At 70.7% G+C, this 20187-nt stretch carries 19 protein-coding genes and 1 pseudogene; 12 read left to right on the top strand and 8 right to left on the bottom strand.

The window, feature by feature from the left end:
- Positions 1 to 72 precede the first annotated feature (72 nt).
- A complete protein-coding gene (locus ABT352_RS24480) occupies positions 73 to 1140 on the top strand; it encodes a CPBP family intramembrane glutamic endopeptidase (protein ID WP_350947235.1) in 1068 nt (355 codons plus the stop codon).
- A 105-nt stretch (positions 1141 to 1245) separates the two neighbouring features.
- Here the strand turns inward: ABT352_RS24480 and ABT352_RS24475 are convergent, their stop codons facing one another.
- The gene (locus ABT352_RS24475) at positions 1246 to 1848 is read right to left on the bottom strand and encodes a histidine phosphatase family protein (protein ID WP_350947234.1); all 603 of its coding nucleotides are present in this window, start codon (positions 1846 to 1848) and stop codon (positions 1246 to 1248) included.
- Positions 1849 to 2082: 234 nt separating this feature from the next.
- Between ABT352_RS24475 and ABT352_RS24470 the strand changes: the two genes are divergently transcribed.
- Together ABT352_RS24470 and ABT352_RS24465 are read left to right on the top strand one after the other, a co-directional pair.
- The gene (locus ABT352_RS24470) at positions 2083 to 2397 is read left to right on the top strand and encodes an ArsR/SmtB family transcription factor (protein ID WP_350947233.1); all 315 of its coding nucleotides are present in this window, start codon (positions 2083 to 2085) and stop codon (positions 2395 to 2397) included.
- 36 nt (positions 2398 to 2433) lie between these two features.
- On the top strand, positions 2434 to 3363 hold the full coding sequence (locus tag ABT352_RS24465; protein ID WP_350947232.1) for an SRPBCC family protein: 930 nt from the start codon (positions 2434 to 2436) through the stop codon (positions 3361 to 3363).
- Positions 3364 to 3517: 154 nt separating this feature from the next.
- Here ABT352_RS24465 and ABT352_RS24460 read toward each other — a convergent pair whose 3' ends face one another.
- Positions 3518 to 4120 carry a TetR/AcrR family transcriptional regulator gene (locus tag ABT352_RS24460; RefSeq protein ID WP_350947231.1) on the bottom strand — a complete coding sequence of 201 codons (603 nt, stop codon included), beginning with the start codon at positions 4118 to 4120 and terminating at the stop codon, positions 3518 to 3520.
- Positions 4121 to 4191: 71 nt separating this feature from the next.
- Here ABT352_RS24460 and ABT352_RS24455 point away from each other — a divergent pair, with 71 nt between their 5' ends.
- Positions 4192 to 5019, top strand: coding sequence for a class I SAM-dependent methyltransferase (locus tag ABT352_RS24455; protein ID WP_350947230.1), 828 nt, complete (start codon positions 4192 to 4194; stop codon positions 5017 to 5019).
- Between the two features lie 169 nt (positions 5020 to 5188).
- Here the strand turns inward: ABT352_RS24455 and ABT352_RS24450 are convergent, their stop codons facing one another.
- The 3 genes from ABT352_RS24450 to ABT352_RS24440 form a co-directional block, all read right to left on the bottom strand.
- On the bottom strand, positions 5189 to 7021 hold the full coding sequence (locus ABT352_RS24450) for a condensation domain-containing protein (RefSeq protein WP_350947229.1): 1833 nt from the start codon (positions 7019 to 7021) through the stop codon (positions 5189 to 5191).
- Positions 7022 to 7303: 282 nt separating this feature from the next.
- A complete protein-coding gene (locus tag ABT352_RS24445) occupies positions 7304 to 8287 on the bottom strand; it encodes an acetylxylan esterase (protein ID WP_350947228.1) in 984 nt (327 codons plus the stop codon).
- A 22-nt stretch (positions 8288 to 8309) separates the two neighbouring features.
- Positions 8310 to 8501 (bottom strand): hypothetical protein, encoded by a 192-nt coding sequence (locus ABT352_RS24440; protein WP_350947227.1) that lies wholly within the window; start codon positions 8499 to 8501, stop codon positions 8310 to 8312.
- 89 nt (positions 8502 to 8590) lie between these two features.
- Here ABT352_RS24440 and ABT352_RS24435 point away from each other — a divergent pair, with 89 nt between their 5' ends.
- From ABT352_RS24435 to ABT352_RS24425, 3 genes are all read left to right on the top strand, one after another.
- Positions 8591 to 9901 (top strand): aspartate aminotransferase family protein, encoded by a 1311-nt coding sequence (locus ABT352_RS24435; RefSeq protein WP_350947226.1) that lies wholly within the window; start codon positions 8591 to 8593, stop codon positions 9899 to 9901.
- Positions 9902 to 10043: 142 nt separating this feature from the next.
- Positions 10044 to 11144 (top strand): RNA polymerase subunit sigma-70, encoded by a 1101-nt coding sequence (locus tag ABT352_RS24430; protein WP_350947225.1) that lies wholly within the window; start codon positions 10044 to 10046, stop codon positions 11142 to 11144.
- Between the two features lie 51 nt (positions 11145 to 11195).
- Positions 11196 to 11918 (top strand): alpha/beta hydrolase, encoded by a 723-nt coding sequence (locus tag ABT352_RS24425; RefSeq protein ID WP_350947224.1) that lies wholly within the window; start codon positions 11196 to 11198, stop codon positions 11916 to 11918.
- A gap of 117 nt (positions 11919 to 12035) precedes the next feature.
- Here the strand turns inward: ABT352_RS24425 and ABT352_RS24420 are convergent, their stop codons facing one another.
- Together ABT352_RS24420 and ABT352_RS24415 are read right to left on the bottom strand one after the other, a co-directional pair.
- On the bottom strand, positions 12036 to 12833 hold the full coding sequence (locus ABT352_RS24420; protein ID WP_350947223.1) for an SAM-dependent methyltransferase: 798 nt from the start codon (positions 12831 to 12833) through the stop codon (positions 12036 to 12038).
- A 436-nt stretch (positions 12834 to 13269) separates the two neighbouring features.
- Complete coding sequence (locus ABT352_RS24415; protein WP_350947222.1) at positions 13270 to 14442, bottom strand: UDP-N-acetylglucosamine--N-acetylmuramyl-(pentapeptide) pyrophosphoryl-undecaprenol N-acetylglucosamine transferase; 1173 nt, start codon at positions 14440 to 14442, stop codon at positions 13270 to 13272.
- Between the two features lie 269 nt (positions 14443 to 14711).
- Here ABT352_RS24415 and ABT352_RS24410 point away from each other — a divergent pair, with 269 nt between their 5' ends.
- The 3 genes and pseudogenes from ABT352_RS24410 to ABT352_RS24400 all read left to right on the top strand — a co-directional run bounded on the left by ABT352_RS24410 (position 14712) and on the right by ABT352_RS24400 (position 17812).
- On the top strand, positions 14712 to 15938 hold the full coding sequence (locus ABT352_RS24410; protein ID WP_350947221.1) for a leucine-rich repeat domain-containing protein: 1227 nt from the start codon (positions 14712 to 14714) through the stop codon (positions 15936 to 15938).
- Between the two features lie 251 nt (positions 15939 to 16189).
- Positions 16190 to 16558 (top strand): annotated as a pseudogene (locus ABT352_RS40785) (cellulose binding domain-containing protein); the annotation flags it as partial.
- A 51-nt stretch (positions 16559 to 16609) separates the two neighbouring features.
- The gene (locus tag ABT352_RS24400) at positions 16610 to 17812 is read left to right on the top strand and encodes a cellulase family glycosylhydrolase (protein ID WP_502992891.1); all 1203 of its coding nucleotides are present in this window, start codon (positions 16610 to 16612) and stop codon (positions 17810 to 17812) included.
- Positions 17813 to 17935: 123 nt separating this feature from the next.
- Here the strand turns inward: ABT352_RS24400 and ABT352_RS24395 are convergent, their stop codons facing one another.
- A complete protein-coding gene (locus ABT352_RS24395) occupies positions 17936 to 18580 on the bottom strand; it encodes a LysE family translocator (RefSeq protein WP_350947220.1) in 645 nt (214 codons plus the stop codon).
- 118 nt (positions 18581 to 18698) lie between these two features.
- On the opposite strand from ABT352_RS24395, the gene ABT352_RS24390 reads away from it, so the two are divergent.
- Positions 18699 to 19535, top strand: a complete 837-nt coding sequence (locus tag ABT352_RS24390) for an alpha/beta fold hydrolase (RefSeq protein ID WP_350947219.1) — start codon at positions 18699 to 18701, stop codon at positions 19533 to 19535.
- Complete coding sequence (locus tag ABT352_RS24385; protein ID WP_350947218.1) at positions 19528 to 20094, top strand: TetR/AcrR family transcriptional regulator; 567 nt, start codon at positions 19528 to 19530, stop codon at positions 20092 to 20094. The genes ABT352_RS24390 and ABT352_RS24385 overlap by 8 nt, the downstream gene beginning before the upstream one ends.
- The last annotated feature ends 93 nt before the right edge of the window (positions 20095 to 20187 follow it).

Below are 20187 nucleotides of genomic sequence, written 5' to 3'. Positions count from 1 at the left end.
ATCCAGACCGGTGGCGCTGCGCCGCGTTTCCTTCCGGCCCGAAGGCCGGAGTGTCCACCCCGGAGGTATTCGATGCACGTCCCCCAGGACTCCGGGTCCGAGGCGACGCCCCTCCAGCCCTCCGGCCCGCCGCCTCACCGGCCCGGTGTCCCCGACCCGTCCGGCGCGTACGGTCCGCCACCGGGCGCGTACGGTCCGCCCGTGGACCACTTCCCGCCCCCGCCGAGGCACGAGCCCTGGATGGTGCCGGCGCCGCCCGGCAGCCGCTACGACCTGCTGGCGCGCACCCGTCTGCACGCCTGGTGGCGACCGGTGCTGGGCACGGTCGCCGGACTCGCGGGCCTCATGCTGGCCGGACTCGTCGTCATCCTCGGCGGTGCGACGCTCGGCGTGATCGTGGGCGCCGAGATGGGCGGATCCGATGAGCAGATCTTCACCGATCCGGTGCTCGACCTGGGGATCAACCTGCTCTCGATCGCGGTCGTCCTGCCGATCGTGTACGGCGTGGTGGCGTGGATCCAGCGGCGCCCGCCCGGCACCCTCTCCTCGGTCGTCGGCCGCCTGCGGTGGCGGTGGATGGCCCGGTGCACGGCGGTGGCGATCGGCGTCGTGGTGCTGGGCCAGGCCGCGGTCGCCGTCACCTACGTCGCCACCGGCGAAGACCTCGGCGAGTTGTTCGGCTGGGTCGGCTGGGAGCGCTTCCTGCCCGTTCTGGTCGTCACCCTGCTCCTGGTGCCCTTCCAGGCCGCCGCCGAGGAGTACGTCTTCCGGGGATGGCTGATCCAGGCGTTCGGCGCCTTCCTCTCCAATCCGTGGCCGGGCATCCTGCTGAGTACCGCCGCCTTCACCGCGGTGCACGCCTACGTCGACTGGGGCATCGTCGACGTCTTCGCCTTCGGTGCGCTGATGGGCTGGCTCGCGGTGCGGACCGGCGGCCTGGAGGCGGCCATCGCCCTGCACGTGGTCAACAACGTGCTGGCCTTCGGGGTCAGCGGAGCCGACGGCAGCCTGCCGGAGGCGCTGAAGCAGGGGTCGGTGCCCTGGCAGACCCTGGCGGGAACGGTCGTGCAGCTCGGCCTCTACGCGATCGTGGTCCTGGCCATGGCGAAGAGGCGGAGGATCGAGACCGTCTCCCCGTGACTCCCCGTGACTCCCCGTGACCCCCTGTGACTCCCCGTGACTCCCCGTGGGCCTGGTTCCCCCGCTTCCCCTTTGAGCCCCGACCCCGCCGATCCCCGCACCGTGTCAGAACGGCACGTCCCCCGATCGCCCGCCTTCGGGCGCCGACACCCTGTCGTCCGCGTGGAAAGCGGTCGGCACCACGTACTCCCATCCCTCTCGCCAGTCGAACGGCGCGTCCACCAGTTCCTCCAGCTCGCGGCCGCCGAGGAGGTGGTCCAGCGCCCATCTGTTGGCGGAGTGGGAGATCACCAGGACACGATGACCGTCCCAGGCGGCCGCGAGGTCACCGAGGAAGTCACGGGTCTGCTCCACCACCTGGCGGTAGCTCTGCCCACCCGGCCACGGGATGTCGATGTGACGTGACCGCTCGTCGGCGAGCCGGATGACCGGCATGCCGTTGAGTTCGCCGTAATCGCACTCGCGGAGCCGCGCGTCTTGATGGATCGGGATGTCGGAGCCACCGAGGGCGATCTCGGCGGTCTCGACGGCGCGCCCCAGATCGGAGACGAACACGACCGAGATCGCGTCATCACGACGGCGTTCCCCGAGTTCACGGGCGAATTCACGACCGCGCGGCGAGAGCGCGCCGGGAAGCCAGCCGGTGGCGATTCCCGCCTCGTTGTCGGTGCTGATCGAGTGCGTCTCGTAGACGAGCTCCACCGCCATCGCGAGACCTCCAAGATCTCCCGTCCGCCACACCGCCGGCGACGGACCAACTGATCACGACTTCACACACCACGAAATCATCCGGGCAAGGACCGGCGAGAGACCTTCCGGGCGTCCGTTTCCGGACACTTCCATATCCGGCGCCGCGCCCGTACGACCGATCCGAGCGACGTGTCCGAGCCGCCCTCCAGCGCTTCTTGACATCTTATATGCCAACTTGGCTATATTGCTGAAGTGGCAACCACATTCGAAGTACTTGCCGAGCCCCGGCGCAGGGAGATCCTCGATCTGCTCCGTACCGGCGAGCGTCCCGTGGGCGACCTGGTGGAGCGGCTCGCGCTGACCCAACCGACGGTGTCGAAACACCTGAGGATCCTGCGCGAGGCGGGCCTGGTCGAGGTCAGGCACGACGCGCAGCGCCGGTGGTATCGGCTGCGGCCCGAACCGCTCGCCGAGATGGCCGCCTGGCTTGAGCCCTACCGGAGCATGTGGAACGAGAGCCTGGACTCGCTCGAACGCCGCCTCGACGCCATGCCGGAAGAGATCTAACGAGACCCAAGAAAGGGCGACATAGTGGAAGAGCGATTGGCGACCCTGCAAACCGTCGGCGACCAGCCGGTGCTGCGCTTCGAACGACGGCTGGCCCACTCCCCCGGGAAGGTCTGGAAAGCCGTCACCGACCCGGCCGAGATGGCCCACTGGTTTCCGGCGGCGGTGGAGAGCGAACCGTCCGTCGGTGCGGCGATGCGCTTCACCTTCGAGGGCGAGGGCGACCCCACTCACGGCCGGGTCCTGGAGTTCGACCCTCCGAAGGTGTACGCGTTCCGCTGGAACCAGGACGTGCTGCGCTTCGAGCTTCTCCCCGACGGGCCCGGCTGCCTGCTCGTCCTCACCCACACGCTGGGGGGCGGCTGGACCGGCAGGCTGACCGCGGGCCGCACCGCGGCGGGCTGGGACCTCTGCCTGGCCGCGCTGCTGTCCAGGCTGGACGACGAGCCCTTCGAGCGGCCTCCGGGCTGGAGGAGCCGGATCGCGGACTACGTCGAGATCTTCGGCCTGGCCGAGGGGGAGACAAGAAAGAGCGGAGACGACCACCTCGTCAGGTTCGCGCGCGACCTGATCTGGAAGCCCGTCGAGGAGGTGTGGAACATCCTCGTCGCGGGGGAGACACCCCGCCCTGGCGCGGAGCCCCCGGCGTGGTTCACGAACCCGCATGTGCCCGCGGGTTCTGTCACGCAGGTCGGAGCGCCGCGCGCCCTGGAGTACGAGTGGCTCCATGAGGGCGAGTCCGCGGGACGGGTGCGCTGGGAGTTGGCGCACGACCCCGCGCAAGGCACCCGGGTCGAGCTGACACAGACGCTTCCCGCCCGACTGGCCGATCTCCGCGCGACGGCGCTCGCCGCCTGGCAGGCGCACCTGGAGGCGTTCTTCGCCACCGTCCAGGGCGAGACCCCCCACCCGCCGCAGGGCCGCGTCGAGGAGCTGCGGAAACTGTACGAGCACCGCCTGGGCTGACATCCGGACGTGGCACGGGACACCGGAGGCGGGGGGAACCGCCGCCGCGCCGTGGTGAGGCGTCCAAGCTCATGGACCGTCTTCGAGCCCGGGACCCCTCACGGGAACCCACCCGCACCCGGCGTCCCGCGTCGAGCGCCCGACGCCGGGCGGTTCACAACAGCCGTCTCTGCACGACGTCGGCGATGACCGTGGTCACGACCTTGCCGACCTCTCCCTCCTCGGGCGGGGCGCCCGCCCGCCCGGCGAACATCAGGTGCCCGGCCCCGACCAGTGAGAGCGCGAGCGAGTCGACGTCCGCGTCGGCCGCGATGCGGCCCAGCTCGCACTCGTCGGCGAGGTAGGAGGCGATCATGGCCACGGCCTCCGCCATGACCGGGACTCCGTTGGGTGGCCCGGCCTGGCGCAGCCGGGCGCGCAGTTCGTCGCGGAAGACGACGAGGCCGACGATCGACACGGCGACCGGGTCGAACAGTTCCCTCAGCGCGCCGGTGAGGTTGCCGGCCACGGTGCCGGTCCCGGCGGAGTCGCGCAGAGCGGCGGCCTGGGCGCCGATCCTGGCGATGCGCTCTCGCACGAGTTCGGCGAGGAAGTCGTCGAAGTCGGCGAAGTGCCGGTGCAGGACCCCCTTGGCGACGTCCGCCTCTGTGGTGACCGCGCGGCTGGTCAGCGCGTTCGGCCCGTCCCTGAGCAGGACGCGCTCGGCGGCGTCGAACAGGTGCCTGCGCGCGTCGCGGATGTGCACCCCGGTCGGCACAGCGTGCCCCTCCCTCTCTTGACGGCCTTCACCCGATTGACGAGTGGGCATGTGCCCACTAAAGTGGGCGCATGCCCATTTTATCGCGGGAACAGCCCCGCCCTTCCGGTAAAGAGTCCCACAAGGCCAGGCGGATGGCGGAGTCGTTCGGAGTGGACGCCGAACGCTACGACCGGACCCGGCCCCGCTACCCCGACGCCCTGGTGGAGCGGATCGTCGCCGCCGGCCCCGGACCCGACGTCCTCGACGTCGGCTGCGGCACCGGTATCGCGGCCCGGCAGTTCCAGGCCGCGGGCTGCCGGGTGCTCGGGGTCGAGCCCGACGCGCGGATGGCCGAATTCGCCCGGGGCACCGGGGTCGAGGTGGAGGTGTCGACGTTCGAGGCCTGGGAAGACGTCGGCCGGACGTTCGACGCGGTGGTCGCGGGCCAGACCTGGCACTGGGTGGACCCGGTAGCCGGCGCGGCCAAGGCGGCGCGGGTGCTGCGGCCCGGGGGCAGGCTGACGGTGTTCTCCCACGTGTTCGATCTCCCGCCCGCTCTCGCGAAGGCCTTCGCCACGGCCTACCGGCGGGTGGCACCCGACTCGCCGCTCGACCTCCAGTCGCAGAAGCGCCCCTCGGACCCCTACCAGGCGCTGTTCCCCAGGTTCGCCGACGGGGTGAGGGAGGCGGGCGGGTTCGGCGAGCCGGAACGGTGGCGATTCGAGGAGGAGCACTCCTACACGCGCGACGAGTGGCTGGACCTGGCGCCCACCAGCGGCGCCCTCACGGTGCTTCCGGCGGACAGTCTGGCCGAGGTGCTGGAGGCCGTCGGAGCCGCCATCGACGCGATCGGGGGCGGCTTCTCCGTGCCCTACACCACGCTGGCGATCACCGTGACGCGCACCGGCGCTGCCTGATCCGGCTTGCAGGACGGGCCGGGACGCTGCCCGGCCGCCGGAGCCGGCACGGGATTGACACGAAAACCAGGAAAAATTAGGAAAATGGGGAACGCCCCGGCTCTCTCTCCCCCCCCGAAGCCGCCTGTGAACGCGTTCGCCGAAGCACATTCACCGGCGGGGCGAGGTGTCAGCGTCCGGAACCCTCGGCGATCCTCGGCAGATCCCGCCAGGCGGCGCCCGGGGGCGGGGCGGTCGCGCAGACGACGTAGCGGTGCGGGGTCAGGGCCGACATGCGGCCGGGCAGCAGGCTCAGGCAGGCCGAGTGCAGCGCCTCCGGAGTGGTCTTCGCCGACGTGAAGCACACCAGCCGATGCCCGAACCGTTCGTCGGCTTCCGCGGTGACGACCGTTTCCGCGAGGCGGGCCGCCGCGTCGCCGCCGGCCGTCCGCGCGAGCGCGTCCCTCACCAGGCGTTCGACCTCGGGGAGGTGGATCCAGCATCCGTCGGCCAAGAGCCAGCCTTCGTCCCGGGAAACCGGGACGACGCCGGTGAGGGCGGTCAGCTCGGTCAGCGGCACGTCCCGATCGCCCGCCTCGATGAGCAGCCGTGCGATCCCCTCGCCGAGGGCCCGCGCGTCGTCGCGGGGCAGACAGCGCGGGTCGGCCCACAGGGTGACGTCGAGTTCGCCGTGCAGCCGGTGGACCCAGAGCGAGGCGCGTGTGGGCAGGGTGGCCGGTGGAAGCCAGACCGAGTGAACATCCTGACCGGTACGGCCGACCCGCGCCCCCCTGCCGGGGACGCTCATGTCGTTGAACACGAGATCCCTGGCGAAGAAGAGACCGCGCTCCCGCTGGACGTCCTCCATCACCCGGATGAGGGCGTCCGAGTCGAAGCGGCTGTTCCGGTACGCGGCCATCGTCGCCGAGCGCGCGCCGCGCAACACGGCGTCGAAGCCGTCCTCGCCGATATCCACCGGGATCAGCGCGTCCTGGGCGAGCGGTCCGACGTACTCTCGCAACTCCGGCCGGAAGCGGTTCGCCGAGATGGACAGCACGACGACAGTCCGCAGGCGGGCCCGCACTCCGGCGAGTGCCGCCAGGGCCGCGAGCACCGCCGCCGACGGGCTCGCCCCGGTACGCGCGGAGATCCGCCCCAGCGCCCCGGCCGCCGGGACCGAGCGCACCCGCAGCCGGGGAAGCAACCAGTCCGTCTCGCCGTCCACGGCGACCGTGAGCGTGGACCGGGGCACCTCGCGCAGGTGGCCCTCCCAGTAGCGCAGCGCCGCCTGTGCCCGCCGTAGACCGGCCGGGGTGCGCTCGGCCGCCGCGACGTCGAGCGGCTGCGGCGCGGTCACCGGCGCGAGCGGTTTGCCGAGGAGGAGTTCGTCCCACTCTGTGAGCAGTACCGCCAGCCCGGCCGCGTCCGTCGCGCTGTGCGTGGTCACCAGGACGACCTGCCGGGGCACGCCGCCGGAGGTGATCACGGCGATCCGGAGCGGGATCTCCTCGGCCGGCGCGAAGCGCGTCCCGTGCAGCCGGCGCGCGACCTCCTCCGCGAGGTCGGCGTCGGGCGTCTCGGCGCGGATCCGAGCCGGTCCCCCGCCCTCGGCTCTCGCCGCACCATGCGCTCTCCCGTCCTGTGCTCCCTTCGTACCCCGTGCCCCTCCGCTCTCCGCGCCCTCCGGCCCGCCGGCCCATCCGCTCTCCGCGTCCTTCTCGCTCACCGGAGCGTCCGCCCGGTTTCCGGCGGCGTCCGCTCCGGCCGAGGGGGCGCCGGTCTCGTGGACCTCGACGGTCACGCCTCCCTCGGCCAGAACCCGCTGGAGGCCGTCATGGAAGGTCGTGCGCAGGGACTCGTGCCGGGTCACCAGCCCGATCACCGCCTTGGTGATCGCGGCGAGCGTCGTACCCGGCTGGAGCGCCCGCACGACGCGGTAGTTCATGTGCTCGGGCGGGTCGGTGAGCATGCAGCGGACCATGTTGGCCTGCCCCGTCGTCAACGGACCGTGGCGCGCCCTCAAGCCGGAGAAACGTACGGCGAAGGAGTGCTCCGGGAGGTCGGGCCGGCGCGGGAGCCTGAACCGTTCCTGCCCGGACGAGAGCGGTCGTGCCACGGGGAGCCGCCAAACCGGAAAGTCCGTTATTGAAAAGTTTACTTACAGTTGCGGAGGTGACGTCAGTGAATCATGTCCGCGGGAAAGGCGGCAACCCCCCGCGGGTCGCCACCGGCCCCCCCGTTCCACGCCCGCGACGAGCGAACGGAGGTTCCGCCGCCCCTCACTGTCACGCCGGAAACATGAATGTCAGGGAAGGATCTCGGCCAGCCACGCCGACTGCGCGGCCAGGTGGTGCGCCTGGCCGCCCTCGTGGCCGTTCCACTCGTACACCAGGACCTCCTTCGTGCCGCCGTAGTGGTTCACGCAGGCGTAGACGCCGGAGGACGGGCAGATCTCGTCGCGCAGGGCGACCCCGAAGTGCGCCGGGCAGCGCGCGTCCCTGGCGAGGATCGCGACGTCGAAGTAGGCGAGCGTGGCGAAGGCCTGGTCGACGAGACGGTGATGCGTGTGGCACCACGTCACCAGCTCCGGGAACGGCCCGTCCGTGGCGACCTGCGTCGATCGCTTGATGTGACACAGGAACGGCACGTTGGGCATGGTGGCCGCCACGTCCGTGCGCAGCGAGGCGGCGACGAGGGCGAGCGCGCCTCCCTGGCTCGTGCCGGTGGTCACCAGTCGGGCCGGGTCGGCGCCGGGCAACTGGGCCGCGGCCTCCACCGCGCGGACCGCGTCGGCGAACAGCCGCCGGTAGTAGTAGTGGTCCCGGTCGGGCAGCCCGTCGGTGAGGAAGCCCGGTACGTGCGGTCGCCCGGAAGCCCCCAGGTCGGCGGTGTCACCCGTCCGCCACGCGCTGCCCTGGCCCCGGGTGTCCATGATCAGGTGCGGGTGCCCGGCCGATGACCAGTACAGCCACTCGTGCGGCAGTCCCCGGCCACCGCCGTAGCCGACGTACTCGACGATGGTCGGCAGGAGCTCCACCCGGTCGCGCGGAACCAGGTACCACGCTTTGATCGGGTGCCCGCCGAATCCCGCGAAGGTGACGTCGTAGACGTCGACCGTGCGCAGCGGGGTGTCCCGCACGAGTTTCGCCTCCACGTTCAGCGGAAACTCCTGCGCGGCGGCCAGCGTGGCCGCCCAGAAATCATGGAGATCCGCCGGGGGGACGAGCTTCGGGCGGTAGTTTTCGAGTTGCTCCACAGCTATCTCGGTGAACATCTCGGGGTTGCTCAAGGTCGGCTCCGGGTGGCTTGGATCACATCGATTCGGGCGGCCGTCGAGAAACGCGTCCTCCGACGAGCCGCAGGCCCAGCCACCATAGCGGCCGGACGAGAAAGCCCGGCAGGTGGCGTCGAACAGGGGTCGCGCCGGATTCGTCGTGGAACGGGATCAGCAGGAGCGCGAGCGCGGGGAGGGTGAGGACGGAGGTCATGATCACCGGGTCCATACCCGGATGCTGCCCGCCCCAGCCCTGCGGTCATGAACGTCGGCAGGGCGGCGAACCGCCGTTGGATGGCCATGCCATCATGAGCAAATATGAAAAATGCGTCATTTTGGAATGATGTTGACCGTCACCTGATCCGCTACGGCGCGACGTTCACCCCGAAGGTCATCGAACGGGCGGCGGGATCGTACGTCTACGACGACGCCGGGACGGCGATCCTCGACTTCACCTCGGGTCAGATGAGCTCGATCCTCGGGCACTCCCACCCCGACGTGGTCGCGGCGGTCTCACGGTCGATCTCCTCGCTGGATCACCTGTACAGCGGCATGCTGAGCCCGCCCGTCGTCGACCTGGCCGGCCGTCTCGCGTCGACGCTTCCCGAAGGCCTGAGCAAGACCCTGCTGCTGAGCACCGGCGCGGAGGCCAACGAGGCCGCGATCAAGATGGCCAAGCTCTACACCGGCGGGTACGAGATCGTCTCCTTCGACCGGTCGTGGCACGGCATGACCTCGGGTGCCTCCTCCGCCACCTTCTCCGCCGGTCGCCGGGGATACGGCCCGCCCATGCCGGGCAACCTCACGCTCCCCACGCCGAACGCGTACCGATCCCCCTTCCGTCACGCGGACGGGTCGTACGACTGGGAGGCCGAGCTCGAGTACGGGTTCGCCCTCGTCGACCAGCAGTCGTCGGGAAGCCTGGCCGCGTGCCTGGTCGAGCCGATCCTGTCCTCCGGCGGGATCATCGAGCTCCCTGCCGGATATCTGCGGCGGCTGAAGGAGATGTGCGCAGAACGCGGGATGCTGCTGATCGCGGACGAGGCCCAGACCGGACTCGGACGCACCGGCGAGATGTACGCCTTCGAACGCGACGGCGTCGTCCCGGATCTCCTGACGCTCTCCAAGACCTTGGGGGCGGGCCTGCCGGTGGCGGTCGTCGTCACGTCGGCGCGGATCGAGGAGGTCTGTCACGAACGCGGGTTCCTGTTCTTCACCACCCACGTCTCGGACCCGCTCGCGGCGACCGTCGCGCTGACCGTGCTCGACGTCATCGAACGCGACGGCCTCGTGGCGCGGGCAGCGGTCCTGGGCAAGCAGCTCAACGAGCGGTTGCTGGACCTGCGTGACCGCTTCGAGGTGGTCGGCGACGTCCGCGGCCGCGGGCTTCTGCAGGGCCTGGAGCTGGTGACGGACCGGCCGAGCAAAACCCCGGCGGAGGCGCTCGGAAAAGTCGTGACCACGGCGTGCCTGGAGCGCGGGCTGCACGTCAACATCGTCCAGCTGCCGGGGATGGGGGGAATCTTCCGGCTCGCACCACCGCTCACGATCAGCGACTCGGAACTGCACGCCGGACTGGACATCCTCCAGGCGGCCCTGAAAGCGGTCGTCTCAGAAAACGGCGGGTGACCACAGATCACAACATATCTGGATAGGCGCTGATTCGCCGATGTGCCAGGGCTCACCGGAGACGACCGTGCCCGACGAGCACGACGGGCGCGTCCCCCGCCCCGGGGTGTGGATAACGTGACGCCCATGAGTCGGGGGCATCATGGATGAGCTGAGGGCCGAGGAGATCGCGCCGGTGGATGCCGTGCTCTCGGGCGACGATCGGGCGTTCACCGAGCTTGTCGAGCGTCATCGGCGGGAACTGCGGGTGCACTGCTATCGGATGCTCGGCTCCTTCGAGGAGTCGGAAGATCTGGTGCAGGAGACGTTTCTGCGGGCGTGGCGCGGACGCGGGACCTTCCGCGGCCGTTCCACCGTCCGCGCGTGGCTCTACCGGATCGCGACGAACGCGTGCCTGGACTTCCTCGACCGGCACCCCCGCCGTCCGCGACCTCGGGACGCGGGACCGGCACGGCCGCCGCAGCCGGGCTCGCCGCCGTCCGAGGTCCGATGGTTGCAGCCCTACCCGGATGAGCTACTGGAGCCGGCCGCGTCCGACGGCATGGAGCCGGACGCGGCCGCGGTCGGCAAGGAGACCGTCGAGCTGGCGTTCCTCGCCGCCATCCAGCATCTGCCGCCCAGGCAGCGGGCCGCGCTGATCCTGCGCGACGTGCTCGGCTGGTCCGCGAAAGAGACCGCCGCGCAGCTTGAGATGAGTGTCGACTCGGTCAAGAGCGCCCTGAAACGAGCACGATCGACCCTGAGGACCCACCTTCCGGAGCGACGTCTCGAATGGGCGCCGTCGACGGCTCCGACCGCTCGGGAACGAGAACTGCTGCGACGCTTCATGGACGCCCACGACAAGGCCGACCCCGCCGCCCTGGCGAAGCTGCTGAGCGAGGACGCGCGGATGACGATGCCTCCGCTCCCGTTCTGGTTCTCCGGCCGCGACGCGATCGAGTCCTTCGCCGCACACGCCTTCGGCCCGGATTCACCGCTGTATCGAGGACGGTGGCGCAGCATCCCCACGCGGGCGAACCGGCAGCCGGCTGTGGCGGGCTACATCCGGCTGCCGGGTGAGTCCGTCTACCGGGCTCAGGCGCTCAATGTGCTGAGGATCGCGAACGGTGAGATCTCCGAGATCACCGTCTTCGAACCGCACCTGCTGGCCGCGTTCGGACTGCCGCCGACGCTGCCCCCGACGCCGCCTCCCGGCGGCGCGCCCTCGGACGGTGACCCCTTTTGGGAGCCTCACCCGTCTTAACGGTGGACGACCTCGATGAGCGGGGTCGACCACCGTTGGGGAGCACACTCGATGACGATCGACGAAGACGTGACGCGTTTCTCGGAGGGACCGTCCGGCATGACCACCTACGTGTTGATACCCGGCGCCGCGGCCGACCCGTGGTACTGGCACCTGACGGCCGCCGAACTGCGGGCGCGCGGTCATGACGTGGTCACGCCCGACCTCCCCTGCGACGATGATTCGGCCGGGTTCTCCGAGTACGCCGACGCGGTGGTCGATGCCGTCGGCGACCGTACCGACCTCGTCGTGGTCGCCCACTCCTTCGGCGGATTCACCGCGCCGCTGGTGTGTGAGCGGATACCGGTCGAACTGCTGGTGCTGGTCTCGGCCATGATCCCGGTGCCGGGCGAGCCGCCGGGTGACTGGTGGGGCAGCACCGGCTGGGAGCAGGCAAGGCGAGAGCAGGACGAACAGGACGGCCGGGCACCGGACGACGAGATCGCCCTGTTCCTTCACGACGTCCCGCCCGATCTGGCCGCGGAGGCCCTGAGAAGGAGGCGCGACCAGTCGGCCACCCCCTTCGACGCCCCGTGGCCGCTCGCCGCCTGGCCGGCGGTGCGGACGGTGTTCCTCCTGTGCCGTGACGACCGCTATCTGCCCGCCGATTTCATGCGCCGCGTCGTCAAGGAGCGCCTCGGCCTGGTCCCCGACGAGATCGACGGGGGCCACAACGTCGCGCTCAGCCGCCCCGCGGAACTCGCCGACAGGCTGGCGGACTATCGCCGGACGTGAGCCGTGCCGGTGTCACCGTGACACCGGCACGGTAGCGAAGGCCACGGTGTCCGATCACGCGGCCGGCGCCCGCCCGGGGCAGGTCGCCTTCCCCCGAATCCGGAAAGGGACAGGCTCTCAGCGGCGGACCGCGGTGAACAGGGCGTAGCTGATCTGCGGGATCCGCCCGAAGCGCCGGTAGATCTCCCCGCAGACGGTGAGCTGCTCGGCGATCTCGCCCCCGAGCCGCATCGCGGAGGCCGGGAGGAGGTCGTCCACGAGCCGGAAAGACCTCCCGACGTTTACCCCTATGTCATGGAATATCTCGATCTTCAACCCGGCCCGGTCCATCTCCTCGTAGAACTCCTCGATGGTGGGCACGAAGTGCACGTGGAAGCCGCGGGAGAGGTCCTCCATGGCCTCGGCGGCGTCGCCGGTGAGAGAGTCGAGCAGATACCACTCCCCTACCACGAACCGCCCGCCGGGACGCAGCACCCGGGCGATCTCGCCGAGGGCCGCCGCCGGGTTCTCCATGTGGAGAAGCGACTCGATGGCGTACGCGGCGTCGAAGGAGGCGTCGTCGAAGGGGAGCCACATCGCGTCGGCGAGCTGGAAGTCCGCCCGCCCCTGCCCCTGACCCGCCTCGGGGCGGGCCTCGGCCAGGTGCACCTGGTACTCGCTCAGGGTGACCCCGGTGACGTGCACGTCGCGCGCGGTGGCGATGCGTACGGCGGGCCTGCCGGTGCCGGACCCCACGTCCAGGACGCGCTCCCCGGGAACGACCTCCAGGCGCTCGGCCACCAGGTCGGTGAGGTGATCCGTCGCCTGGGCGGCGGGCGCCTCGTCGTGCTCGTCCATCCAGTAACCGACGTGCAGATTGCCGCCGAACGCGTCGGCGCGGGAGTCGGTGAGCGGGTCGCGCGTCTCGCCGGTCACCTCGGGCGAGAATTTTTCCTGACGGGTCAATGGCCAACCTGTCTCTCGGGGACGGTCTGCGTGAAACTCCGTACCGGGAAGGCTCCACGAAAGACGCGCCTGCCCGGGAACATGCCGCCGGGTGAGACCGCACGGTCACCCGCGACATTTCCTGGAAATCCAGGACTAACGTGCACCATGCGATGTTCTCGGCTCCACCGCACTTCACTTCGTGCGGTCGCCAGATTACTCAGGCCGCACTTCGGCGGGCGCCGGGCCGCCACCGCCTTTTCGGTAAACCTTCGGCCAGGAGACACCTACCTCGCGCGGACGCCGAGGAGACTCCCTTCGACGCCCCTCGCACCGGGAAGCCCACCCCTCCCACCCGGCCGGTTCTTCCCGCGACACCGGCCACCGTCCCCGTCCGGCCGGCTCTCCCGGGACACCGGCGTCGGGCTCAACCGGCCTTGCCGTCCGTTCCCGCCGCCTCCAGGAGCACCAGTGCCAGCCTGTCGGCGGCGTCGACGCGGCCGAGGGCTCCGGCGGCCCCGGCCATCGCGGCGCGGGCCCCGGGGTCGCGCAGCAGGGCGTCGAGCTCGGCCAGGAGGTGGTCGGCGGTGGGACCGTCCTCCAGGAGAGCACGGGCGGCGCCCGCCTCGGCGAGGTAGCGGGCGTTCTGGCGCTGCTCGTCGGCGGCCGAGGGCACCAGGGGGATGAGAACGGACGGCTTGCCCACCGCGGTCAGCTCGGCGACCGTGCCCGCCCCGCTGCGGGAGACCACGACATCGGCCGCGGCGAACACGTCGGCCAGCTCGGCGCCGACGTAGGGCACCGGACGGTAGCGGTCGCGCAACCCCACGGGAAGCCCCGCGGCGGTCCGGGTGAGCTGCGCGATCCAGCCGGGGCCGCACTGGTGGATCACCTGCGCGCGGGCGAGCAGGTCGGGCAGGATCGCCTCGACCATGGTGTTGATCTGGCGGCTCCCCTGGGCGCCGCCGGTCACGTAGACCAGGGGCAGGTCGGAGGAGAGCCCGAAGTGGCGCCGTCCCGCGTCGACGTTGCCACGCAGCAGGTGCGGACGGACCGGGTTGCCGGTGACGACGGCCCGGTCGCGCACCCCCGCGGGCAGGTGCTCGATCGAGGAGGGATGGGTCAACGCGATCCGCCGCGCGAAACGCGACAGGATGCGGTTGGCCAGGCCGAGGGAGGTGATCTGCTCGTGCATGACCAACGGCCGGCCCAGCACCCGCGAGGCGACTCCCAGCGGCACGCACACGTACCCGCCGGTCGACAGCACCACGTCGGGGCGATGGCGGGCGGCGATACCGAACGCCTGGAACACGCCGACCGGGATCCGGAACATGTCCGCGAGGTTGGTCGCCAGCTCTCGCGGGTTGGGCGAGCGCCTGAGCTTCCCCGCCGTGATGGCGCGGAACGGGATGCCGTGCTCCGCCGCGACGCGGGACTCCAGGCCGGCCTCCGTACCGACCCAGAGCACGTCCAGGTCGAGCCCTCGCGCGGCGGCGTGGTCGCGCAGGGCCTCGACGGTGGTCAGCGCGGGGTAGGTGTGACCACCGGTCCCGCCTCCGGTGACGAGCAACCGCAGGGTCCGGCGATTTCCGGCCTCCATATGTGTATCCATCCTTCCGATGTCACGATGTTCCGTGCCCGCCCCTGCCCGGTACCCTCTCAGGTCCGTGCTCGATCCGCGCCCGGTCCACGTTCAGGGCCGCGCCGGAGTGCTCAGGGGCCCCGGGCACGGTACCCGAGGTCCCCGCGAAGATCCACTTTGCCCTTCGTCACCGCACGGTCGCGCCCCGTGGTTTCCGACACGCCCGTCATCCGGGAGCGTCGCCCGAACGGCCATCAGAATTCGTGGTGATGAGTACGGTATGTGACATGGATCTGACGGGTGAGCATTTCTCCGGGGCGTCGGAGCGTCTCGGTGACGCGTTGAAGGTGCTCCGGCAACAGGCCGGGGCCGGCGCGGAGGCACTGAACTATTTCGGCGACCTCACGGAGGAGTTGCACCCGATCGGATCCTGGTTACGTCGACCGGCCCAGGCCGGAGAGTGGCCGCACCACATCATGCCTCCCGTCTACGGTCTGCTGTTCGCGCAGGCGTGGTCGCTGGCGTTTCCCGGCGAGACGCCCTCGGTCTTCCCCGACGGGGCGGAGCGCACGGAGTCGGGGTGGATCGTGCACCGGGCCACGATCTGGTTCGGCGACACGTACGTTCCCGGCGGGCTCGACGTGAAGGCTCCGCTGATCGTGATCGGCGGGCTGGCGGTGGAAGGGCTTCTCGACGACGGCGACGCCTCGGAGAGCTACCTCGCGGTCACCGGCGACCTGCGTGCCCGCGCGATCCACAGCGCGGCCGACCACCTGGTGCTCGGCACGGTCGCGGCGGGAGTGATCTTCTGCTCGGGCAACGACGGGGTCCTCGTCGTGGGCGGGGACATCGTGACGGACCTGTTCGTTCCCGCCGAGCACGCGTACGAGCACTACGGCCTGCTGCGGGCCGGAGTCATCGGTGCCGGTGACCGTGCCGACATCGTGGCCGAACGGCTCGCGCCGTGGCTGCCCTCGGGGTACGTCCGTCTCGGCGGGTACGGTGCGCCGGTGGACGGATGGCGTGTGCTGCAGGAGGCGGCCGCCGGGCGCTCGCCGGTGCTCGCCCAGCCCCGGCCGGTGATACTCCCGCCCCCGGCGCTCCTTCTTTCCGCCCTGGCCGCGCCCACCGGGGTGGAGGAGCTCGACCTGTCGGGCAGCCGTCTGCACCGCATCCCCGAGGACATCTCGGCCCTCACCTCTCTGACCCGGCTGGACCTGGAGCACACACCGCTGACCGGCCTGGACGGCATCGAGGGCCTCCGCACCCTGGAACACCTGTCGATCAGGAACACGCCCGTGCGGTCGCTCGCCCCGCTTCAGGCGCTGAAGGACCTCCGCCACCTCGACGTCTCCTACTGCGACGACGTCCAGGACTGGGGTGTGCTCCTCGACCTGCCCGCGCTCGGCACCCTTGTCGCGCACGGCTGCGCCCTCCCCTCCCACGTACGCGCCCAGCTCGTCACCAGGCTCGGAGAGCGGATCATCGGGCAGGGGCCGGGCCCGATCGGCTGACCGGCGCCCGGCCCGGGAGCGGAGCCGTGCGCGGACGCGCCGGCGGCCGCCACCGGCTCGCGGCGTGCGGCGGGACGGGCGAATCCGCCCCGGGGAACAGCGGGAAGTGTCCCGTCGATTGAATTTCCCCGTGAGGAACGGGGATCCAGGTCTTGCATGACAGGCTCCGTCCACCTAACGTCACGTGTCACGTTAGGAAACTTTCCTAATAAAGAGCCACGATCTGCCCCTGTCCCCCCACGCAAGGAGCGATGATGCGGCGCACCACCCCAGCCCTGGTGCTGACCGGGCTACTGACGTTACTGTTCACCCTGATCGTCCCCTCCGTCGCCCACGCGGACACCGCGACGTTCACCAAGGCGCAGGATTGGGGCAGCGGCTACAGCGGCCAGTACACGGTCAAGAACACCGGAACCGCCACACTGAACGGCTGGACGGTCTCCTTCGACCTCCCGTCGGGCACGAGTCTCGGAACATACTGGGACTCCCTGATGACCAGCAGCGGCAGCCGGTACACCTTCAAGAACCGGGAGTACAACGGCACCCTCGCCCCAGGGGCGAGCACCACCTTCGGCTTCATCGCCTCCGGTTCCGGCTCGCCGGTCAACTGCACACTCAACGGCGCCCCCTGCGGCGGCGGGCAGAACCCCGGTGACACCACGCCGCCGAGCGTGCCGTCCTCCCTTCGCAGCACCGGCACGACCTCCTCCTCCATCAGCCTGGCCTGGAACGCCTCGACCGACAACAGCGGCACGGTCAAGGACTACCGGGTCTACGAGGGTTCCGCCGTGGTCGCCACCGTGACCGGCACGACCGCCACGATCTCCGGACTGGCGGCCTCGACGACCCACACCTACACCGTCACCGCCCGCGACGCCGCGAACAACGAGTCGGCGAAGAGCGCGTCCGTCACGGCGACGACCCAGGCGGGCGGCGGTGGCGGCACGCCGGTCGCGGCCAACGGGCAACTGCGCGTCTGCGGCACCAAACTGTGCAACAAGAACGGCAAGCAGATCCAGCTGCGCGGCATGAGCACCCACGGCCTGCAGTGGTACCGCCAGTGCGTCACCACCGGCTCGCTGACCGCGCTGGCGACCGACTGGAAGGCCGACGTCGTCCGTCTGTCCACGTACGTGCAGGAGGACGGCTACGAGACGAACCCGCGGGCGTTCACCGACCTCGCGCACACGCTCATCGAGCAGGTCAGCGCGCAGGGCATGTACGTCATCGTGGACTGGCACATCCTCACTCCCGGAGACCCCAACTACAACCTCGCCCGAGCCAGGACCTTCTTCACCGAGATCGCCCAGCGGCACGCCGCCAAGCCGAACGTCATCTACGAGGTCGCCAACGAGCCGAACGGCGTGAGCTGGGGCGCCATCAAGAGCTACGCCGAGCAGATCATCCCGGTGATCCGGGCGCAGGACCCCGACGGGATCGTCCTGGTCGGCACCCGCGCCTGGTCGTCGCTCGGGGTGTCCGAGGGCGCCTCGGAGACCGAGGTGACGGGCAACCCGGTCAACGCCACGAACATCATGTACACCTTCCACTTCTACGCGGCCTCGCACGGCACCGAGTACCTCAACACGCTCTCCCGCGCGGCCGACCGCATCCCCATGTTCGTCACCGAGTTCGGCACGCAGAACTACGCCGGGGAGGACGCCAACGACTTCACCATGTCCCAGCGCTATCTCGACCTCATGGCGAGCAAGAAGATCAGCTGGGTGAACTGGAACTTCTCCGACGACCACCGCTCCGGCGCGGTCTTCAAGACCGGTACGTGCAACGCCGGAGGCCCCTGGACCGGCACCGCCCCCTTGAAGGAGGCCGGCGTCTGGATCCGTGACCGGATCCGCACCGCCGACGACTTCTGACCGGACAGGACCAGGAGGAACCCGCGGGAACCCGGATGTTCGGAGGGAGGCCGACCCCGAGCCGGTCTCCCTTCTCACGGACGGGCGACGAGCTTCTCACGGACGGGCGACGAGGGTGAGCGCCTACGCGACCCCGGCGGGTGAGCGGTCGGTGGCGATGCGCAGGGCGAGTCCGCCGAGCACGGCGCCCATCAGGTAGCGCTGCACGCGCATCCAGGTGGGCCGCCCGCCGAGGAAGCTCGCGACCGAGCCCGCGGTCAGCACGATCAGCGCGTTGACCGAGAGAGCGACGACGATCTGGGTGGCTCCCAGCAGCAGGCTCTGCGTGCCGACGTCACCGCGTGCGGGATCGACGAACTGCGGCAGCAGGGACACGTACAGGATGGCGATCTTGGGGTTGAGCAGGTTGGTGACCAGCCCCATGGAGAACAGTCGTCGCGGCGGATCCGCGGGAAGGGCGCCGGGCGCGAAGACCGGCCGGGCGCCGGGCCGGATCGTCCTCCAGGCCAGCCACAGCAGGTACGCGGCGCCCGCGAGCTTGATCCCGGCGTAGAGGGCGGGCACCATCGCGAAGATCGCGGTGATCCCGGCCACCGCCGCGAGCAGGTAGACCAGGAAGCCCGCCGCGACACCCGCCAGCGAGATCATTCCGGCCAGACGCCCCTGCGTCACCGACCGCGACACCAGATAGATCATGTTGGGGCCGGGGGTGAGCACCAGGCCGAGGGCGACCGCGGCGATGCCCGCGAGGGCACTGACAGAGATCATGACCCCATCATCGAGGACCTTCACCGCCAAAAGAATGGCCAATTCCCGCAATTGGCATCAAGACGGCGTTGCGAGCCCATCCTTGACGCACAAAGCTATTTGCAATAGCTTAAAAGCTATGGGAAATAGCAACGGGGCGGGCACGGAATTCCTGGACGTGGCGGGCGGACGGCTTGCCTACGAGGTCGGCGGACCGCAGGACGGGCCGCTGGTGGTGTGCGCGCACGGGATGGGCGACACCCGCCGGGCGTTCCGGTTCCTGGCGCCACGACTGGCGGAGGCGGGTTACCGGGTCGCCGCGGTCGACGTACGCGGCCACGGCGAGTCCAGCACGGGCTGGCCCGACTACAGCCCTCAGTCGGTCGGCGCCGACCTGCTGGCTCTGGTCCGTCACCTGGGCGGCCCCGCCGTCCTGGTCGGCAGCTCCTCCAGCGCGGGAGCGGTGGCGTGGACCACGGCGACCGCCGCCGAGGGTGAGGTGAGCGCCGTGGTCATGCTCGCGCCCTTCGTCGGGCGGCCACAGCTCAGCCTGATACTGCGGCTGGTGCAGGACCTCGTCATGGCGAGCCCGCTCCTGTGGGGGATGTACTACCGCTCGCTCTACCCCACGGCCAGGCCCGCCGACTTCTCCGGCTACCTGCGCGATCTGAGGGCCACGCTGCGCGAGCCCGGCAGGATGGCCGCCGTCTCGGGGGTGGTCGCCCCCTCCGAGGGCCACTGGACCGACTGCGCCCCCCGCATGACCTGCCCGGCGCTGATCGTCATGGGATCGAAGGACCCCGACTTCCCCGACCCCGCCACCGAGGCGCACCTGGCGCAGGAGGTGCTGCGGCCGTACGCCGCCACCGCCGAGGTCGCGATGATCGAGGGTGCCGGCCACTACCCGCACGCTGAGATGCCGGAGGCCACCTTCGCCGCCCTGGCGGGCTTCCTGACCGGAGCGGTCCGTGCCTAGGGCCGGCCTGACCTCCGGCGCGGTGGTGGACGCGGCGCTGGCCCTGATCGACGAGGAGGGACCCGGCGCGCTGACGCTCGCCGCGGTCGCCGCCCGCACGGGAGTGGCCGCCCCCTCGCTCTACAAGCACATCCGGGGCCTGCCCGAGCTGCGCAAGCTCGTCGGCCTGCGCGTGATGGACGACATGACGGAAAGGCTCGGCGCGGCGGCCATGGGCCGGAGCCGCGACGAGGCGACGGCGGCCCTGATGCGCGCCTGGCGGAGTTACGTGGTCGACTTCCCGCACCGCTACGCGGTCTTCCCCGACAACCCGCTGATCGATCCCGAACTCGTCGACACCGGGACCCGCCTGATGGAGGTGATCCTCGCCGTGCTGCGCGGCTACGGCCTGGAGGGGGCGGAGGCGATCCACGCCACCCGCTGTCTGCGCGCGGCCGTGCACGGCTTCGCCTCCGTCGAGGCGGCCGGCGGTTTCGGCCTGGGGGAGAACCTGGACACCAGCTACGAGATGCTGATCGCCATGGTCGTCTCGGGCCTGCCCCGGCCGCCCACGCCCTGAACGCCGCGCGAGACCGCCATGACCCGCTCCGGCCGCGCGAAGAGCGATGCCCCCGGGCCCCGGCCTCGCGGAAACCCTCCTGCTCAGGCCGCG

Origin of the sequence: Streptosporangium sp. NPDC000563, assembly GCF_040299985.1 — a bacterium.
In the GTDB taxonomy this organism is placed as follows: Bacteria; Actinomycetota; Actinomycetes; order Streptosporangiales; family Streptosporangiaceae; genus Streptosporangium.
Note: the sequence above shows the minus strand (reverse complement) of the source record. Positions and strands in the feature narration are given on the sequence as shown.

Bases quoted from the DNA above. Each gene is read 5' to 3' on its own strand.
- ABT352_RS24480 (WP_350947235.1), top strand. From the start codon at position 73: ATGCACGTCCCCCAGGACTCCGGGTCCGAGGCGACGCCCCTCCAGCCC.
- ABT352_RS24475 (WP_350947234.1), bottom strand. From the start codon at position 1,848: ATGGCGGTGGAGCTCGTCTACGAGACGCACTCGATCAGCACCGACAAC.
- ABT352_RS24455 (WP_350947230.1), top strand. From the start codon at position 4,192: ATGCCCATTTTATCGCGGGAACAGCCCCGCCCTTCCGGTAAAGAGTCC.
- ABT352_RS24440 (WP_350947227.1), bottom strand. From the start codon at position 8,501: ATGGACCCGGTGATCATGACCTCCGTCCTCACCCTCCCCGCGCTCGCG.
- ABT352_RS24435 (WP_350947226.1), top strand. From the start codon at position 8,591: ATGAAAAATGCGTCATTTTGGAATGATGTTGACCGTCACCTGATCCGC.
- ABT352_RS24430 (WP_350947225.1), top strand. From the start codon at position 10,044: ATGGATGAGCTGAGGGCCGAGGAGATCGCGCCGGTGGATGCCGTGCTC.
- ABT352_RS24425 (WP_350947224.1), top strand. From the start codon at position 11,196: ATGACGATCGACGAAGACGTGACGCGTTTCTCGGAGGGACCGTCCGGC.
- ABT352_RS24415 (WP_350947222.1), bottom strand. From the start codon at position 14,442: ATGGAGGCCGGAAATCGCCGGACCCTGCGGTTGCTCGTCACCGGAGGC.
- ABT352_RS24410 (WP_350947221.1), top strand. From the start codon at position 14,712: ATGGATCTGACGGGTGAGCATTTCTCCGGGGCGTCGGAGCGTCTCGGT.
- ABT352_RS24395 (WP_350947220.1), bottom strand. From the start codon at position 18,580: ATGATCTCTGTCAGTGCCCTCGCGGGCATCGCCGCGGTCGCCCTCGGC.
- ABT352_RS24390 (WP_350947219.1), top strand. From the start codon at position 18,699: ATGGGAAATAGCAACGGGGCGGGCACGGAATTCCTGGACGTGGCGGGC.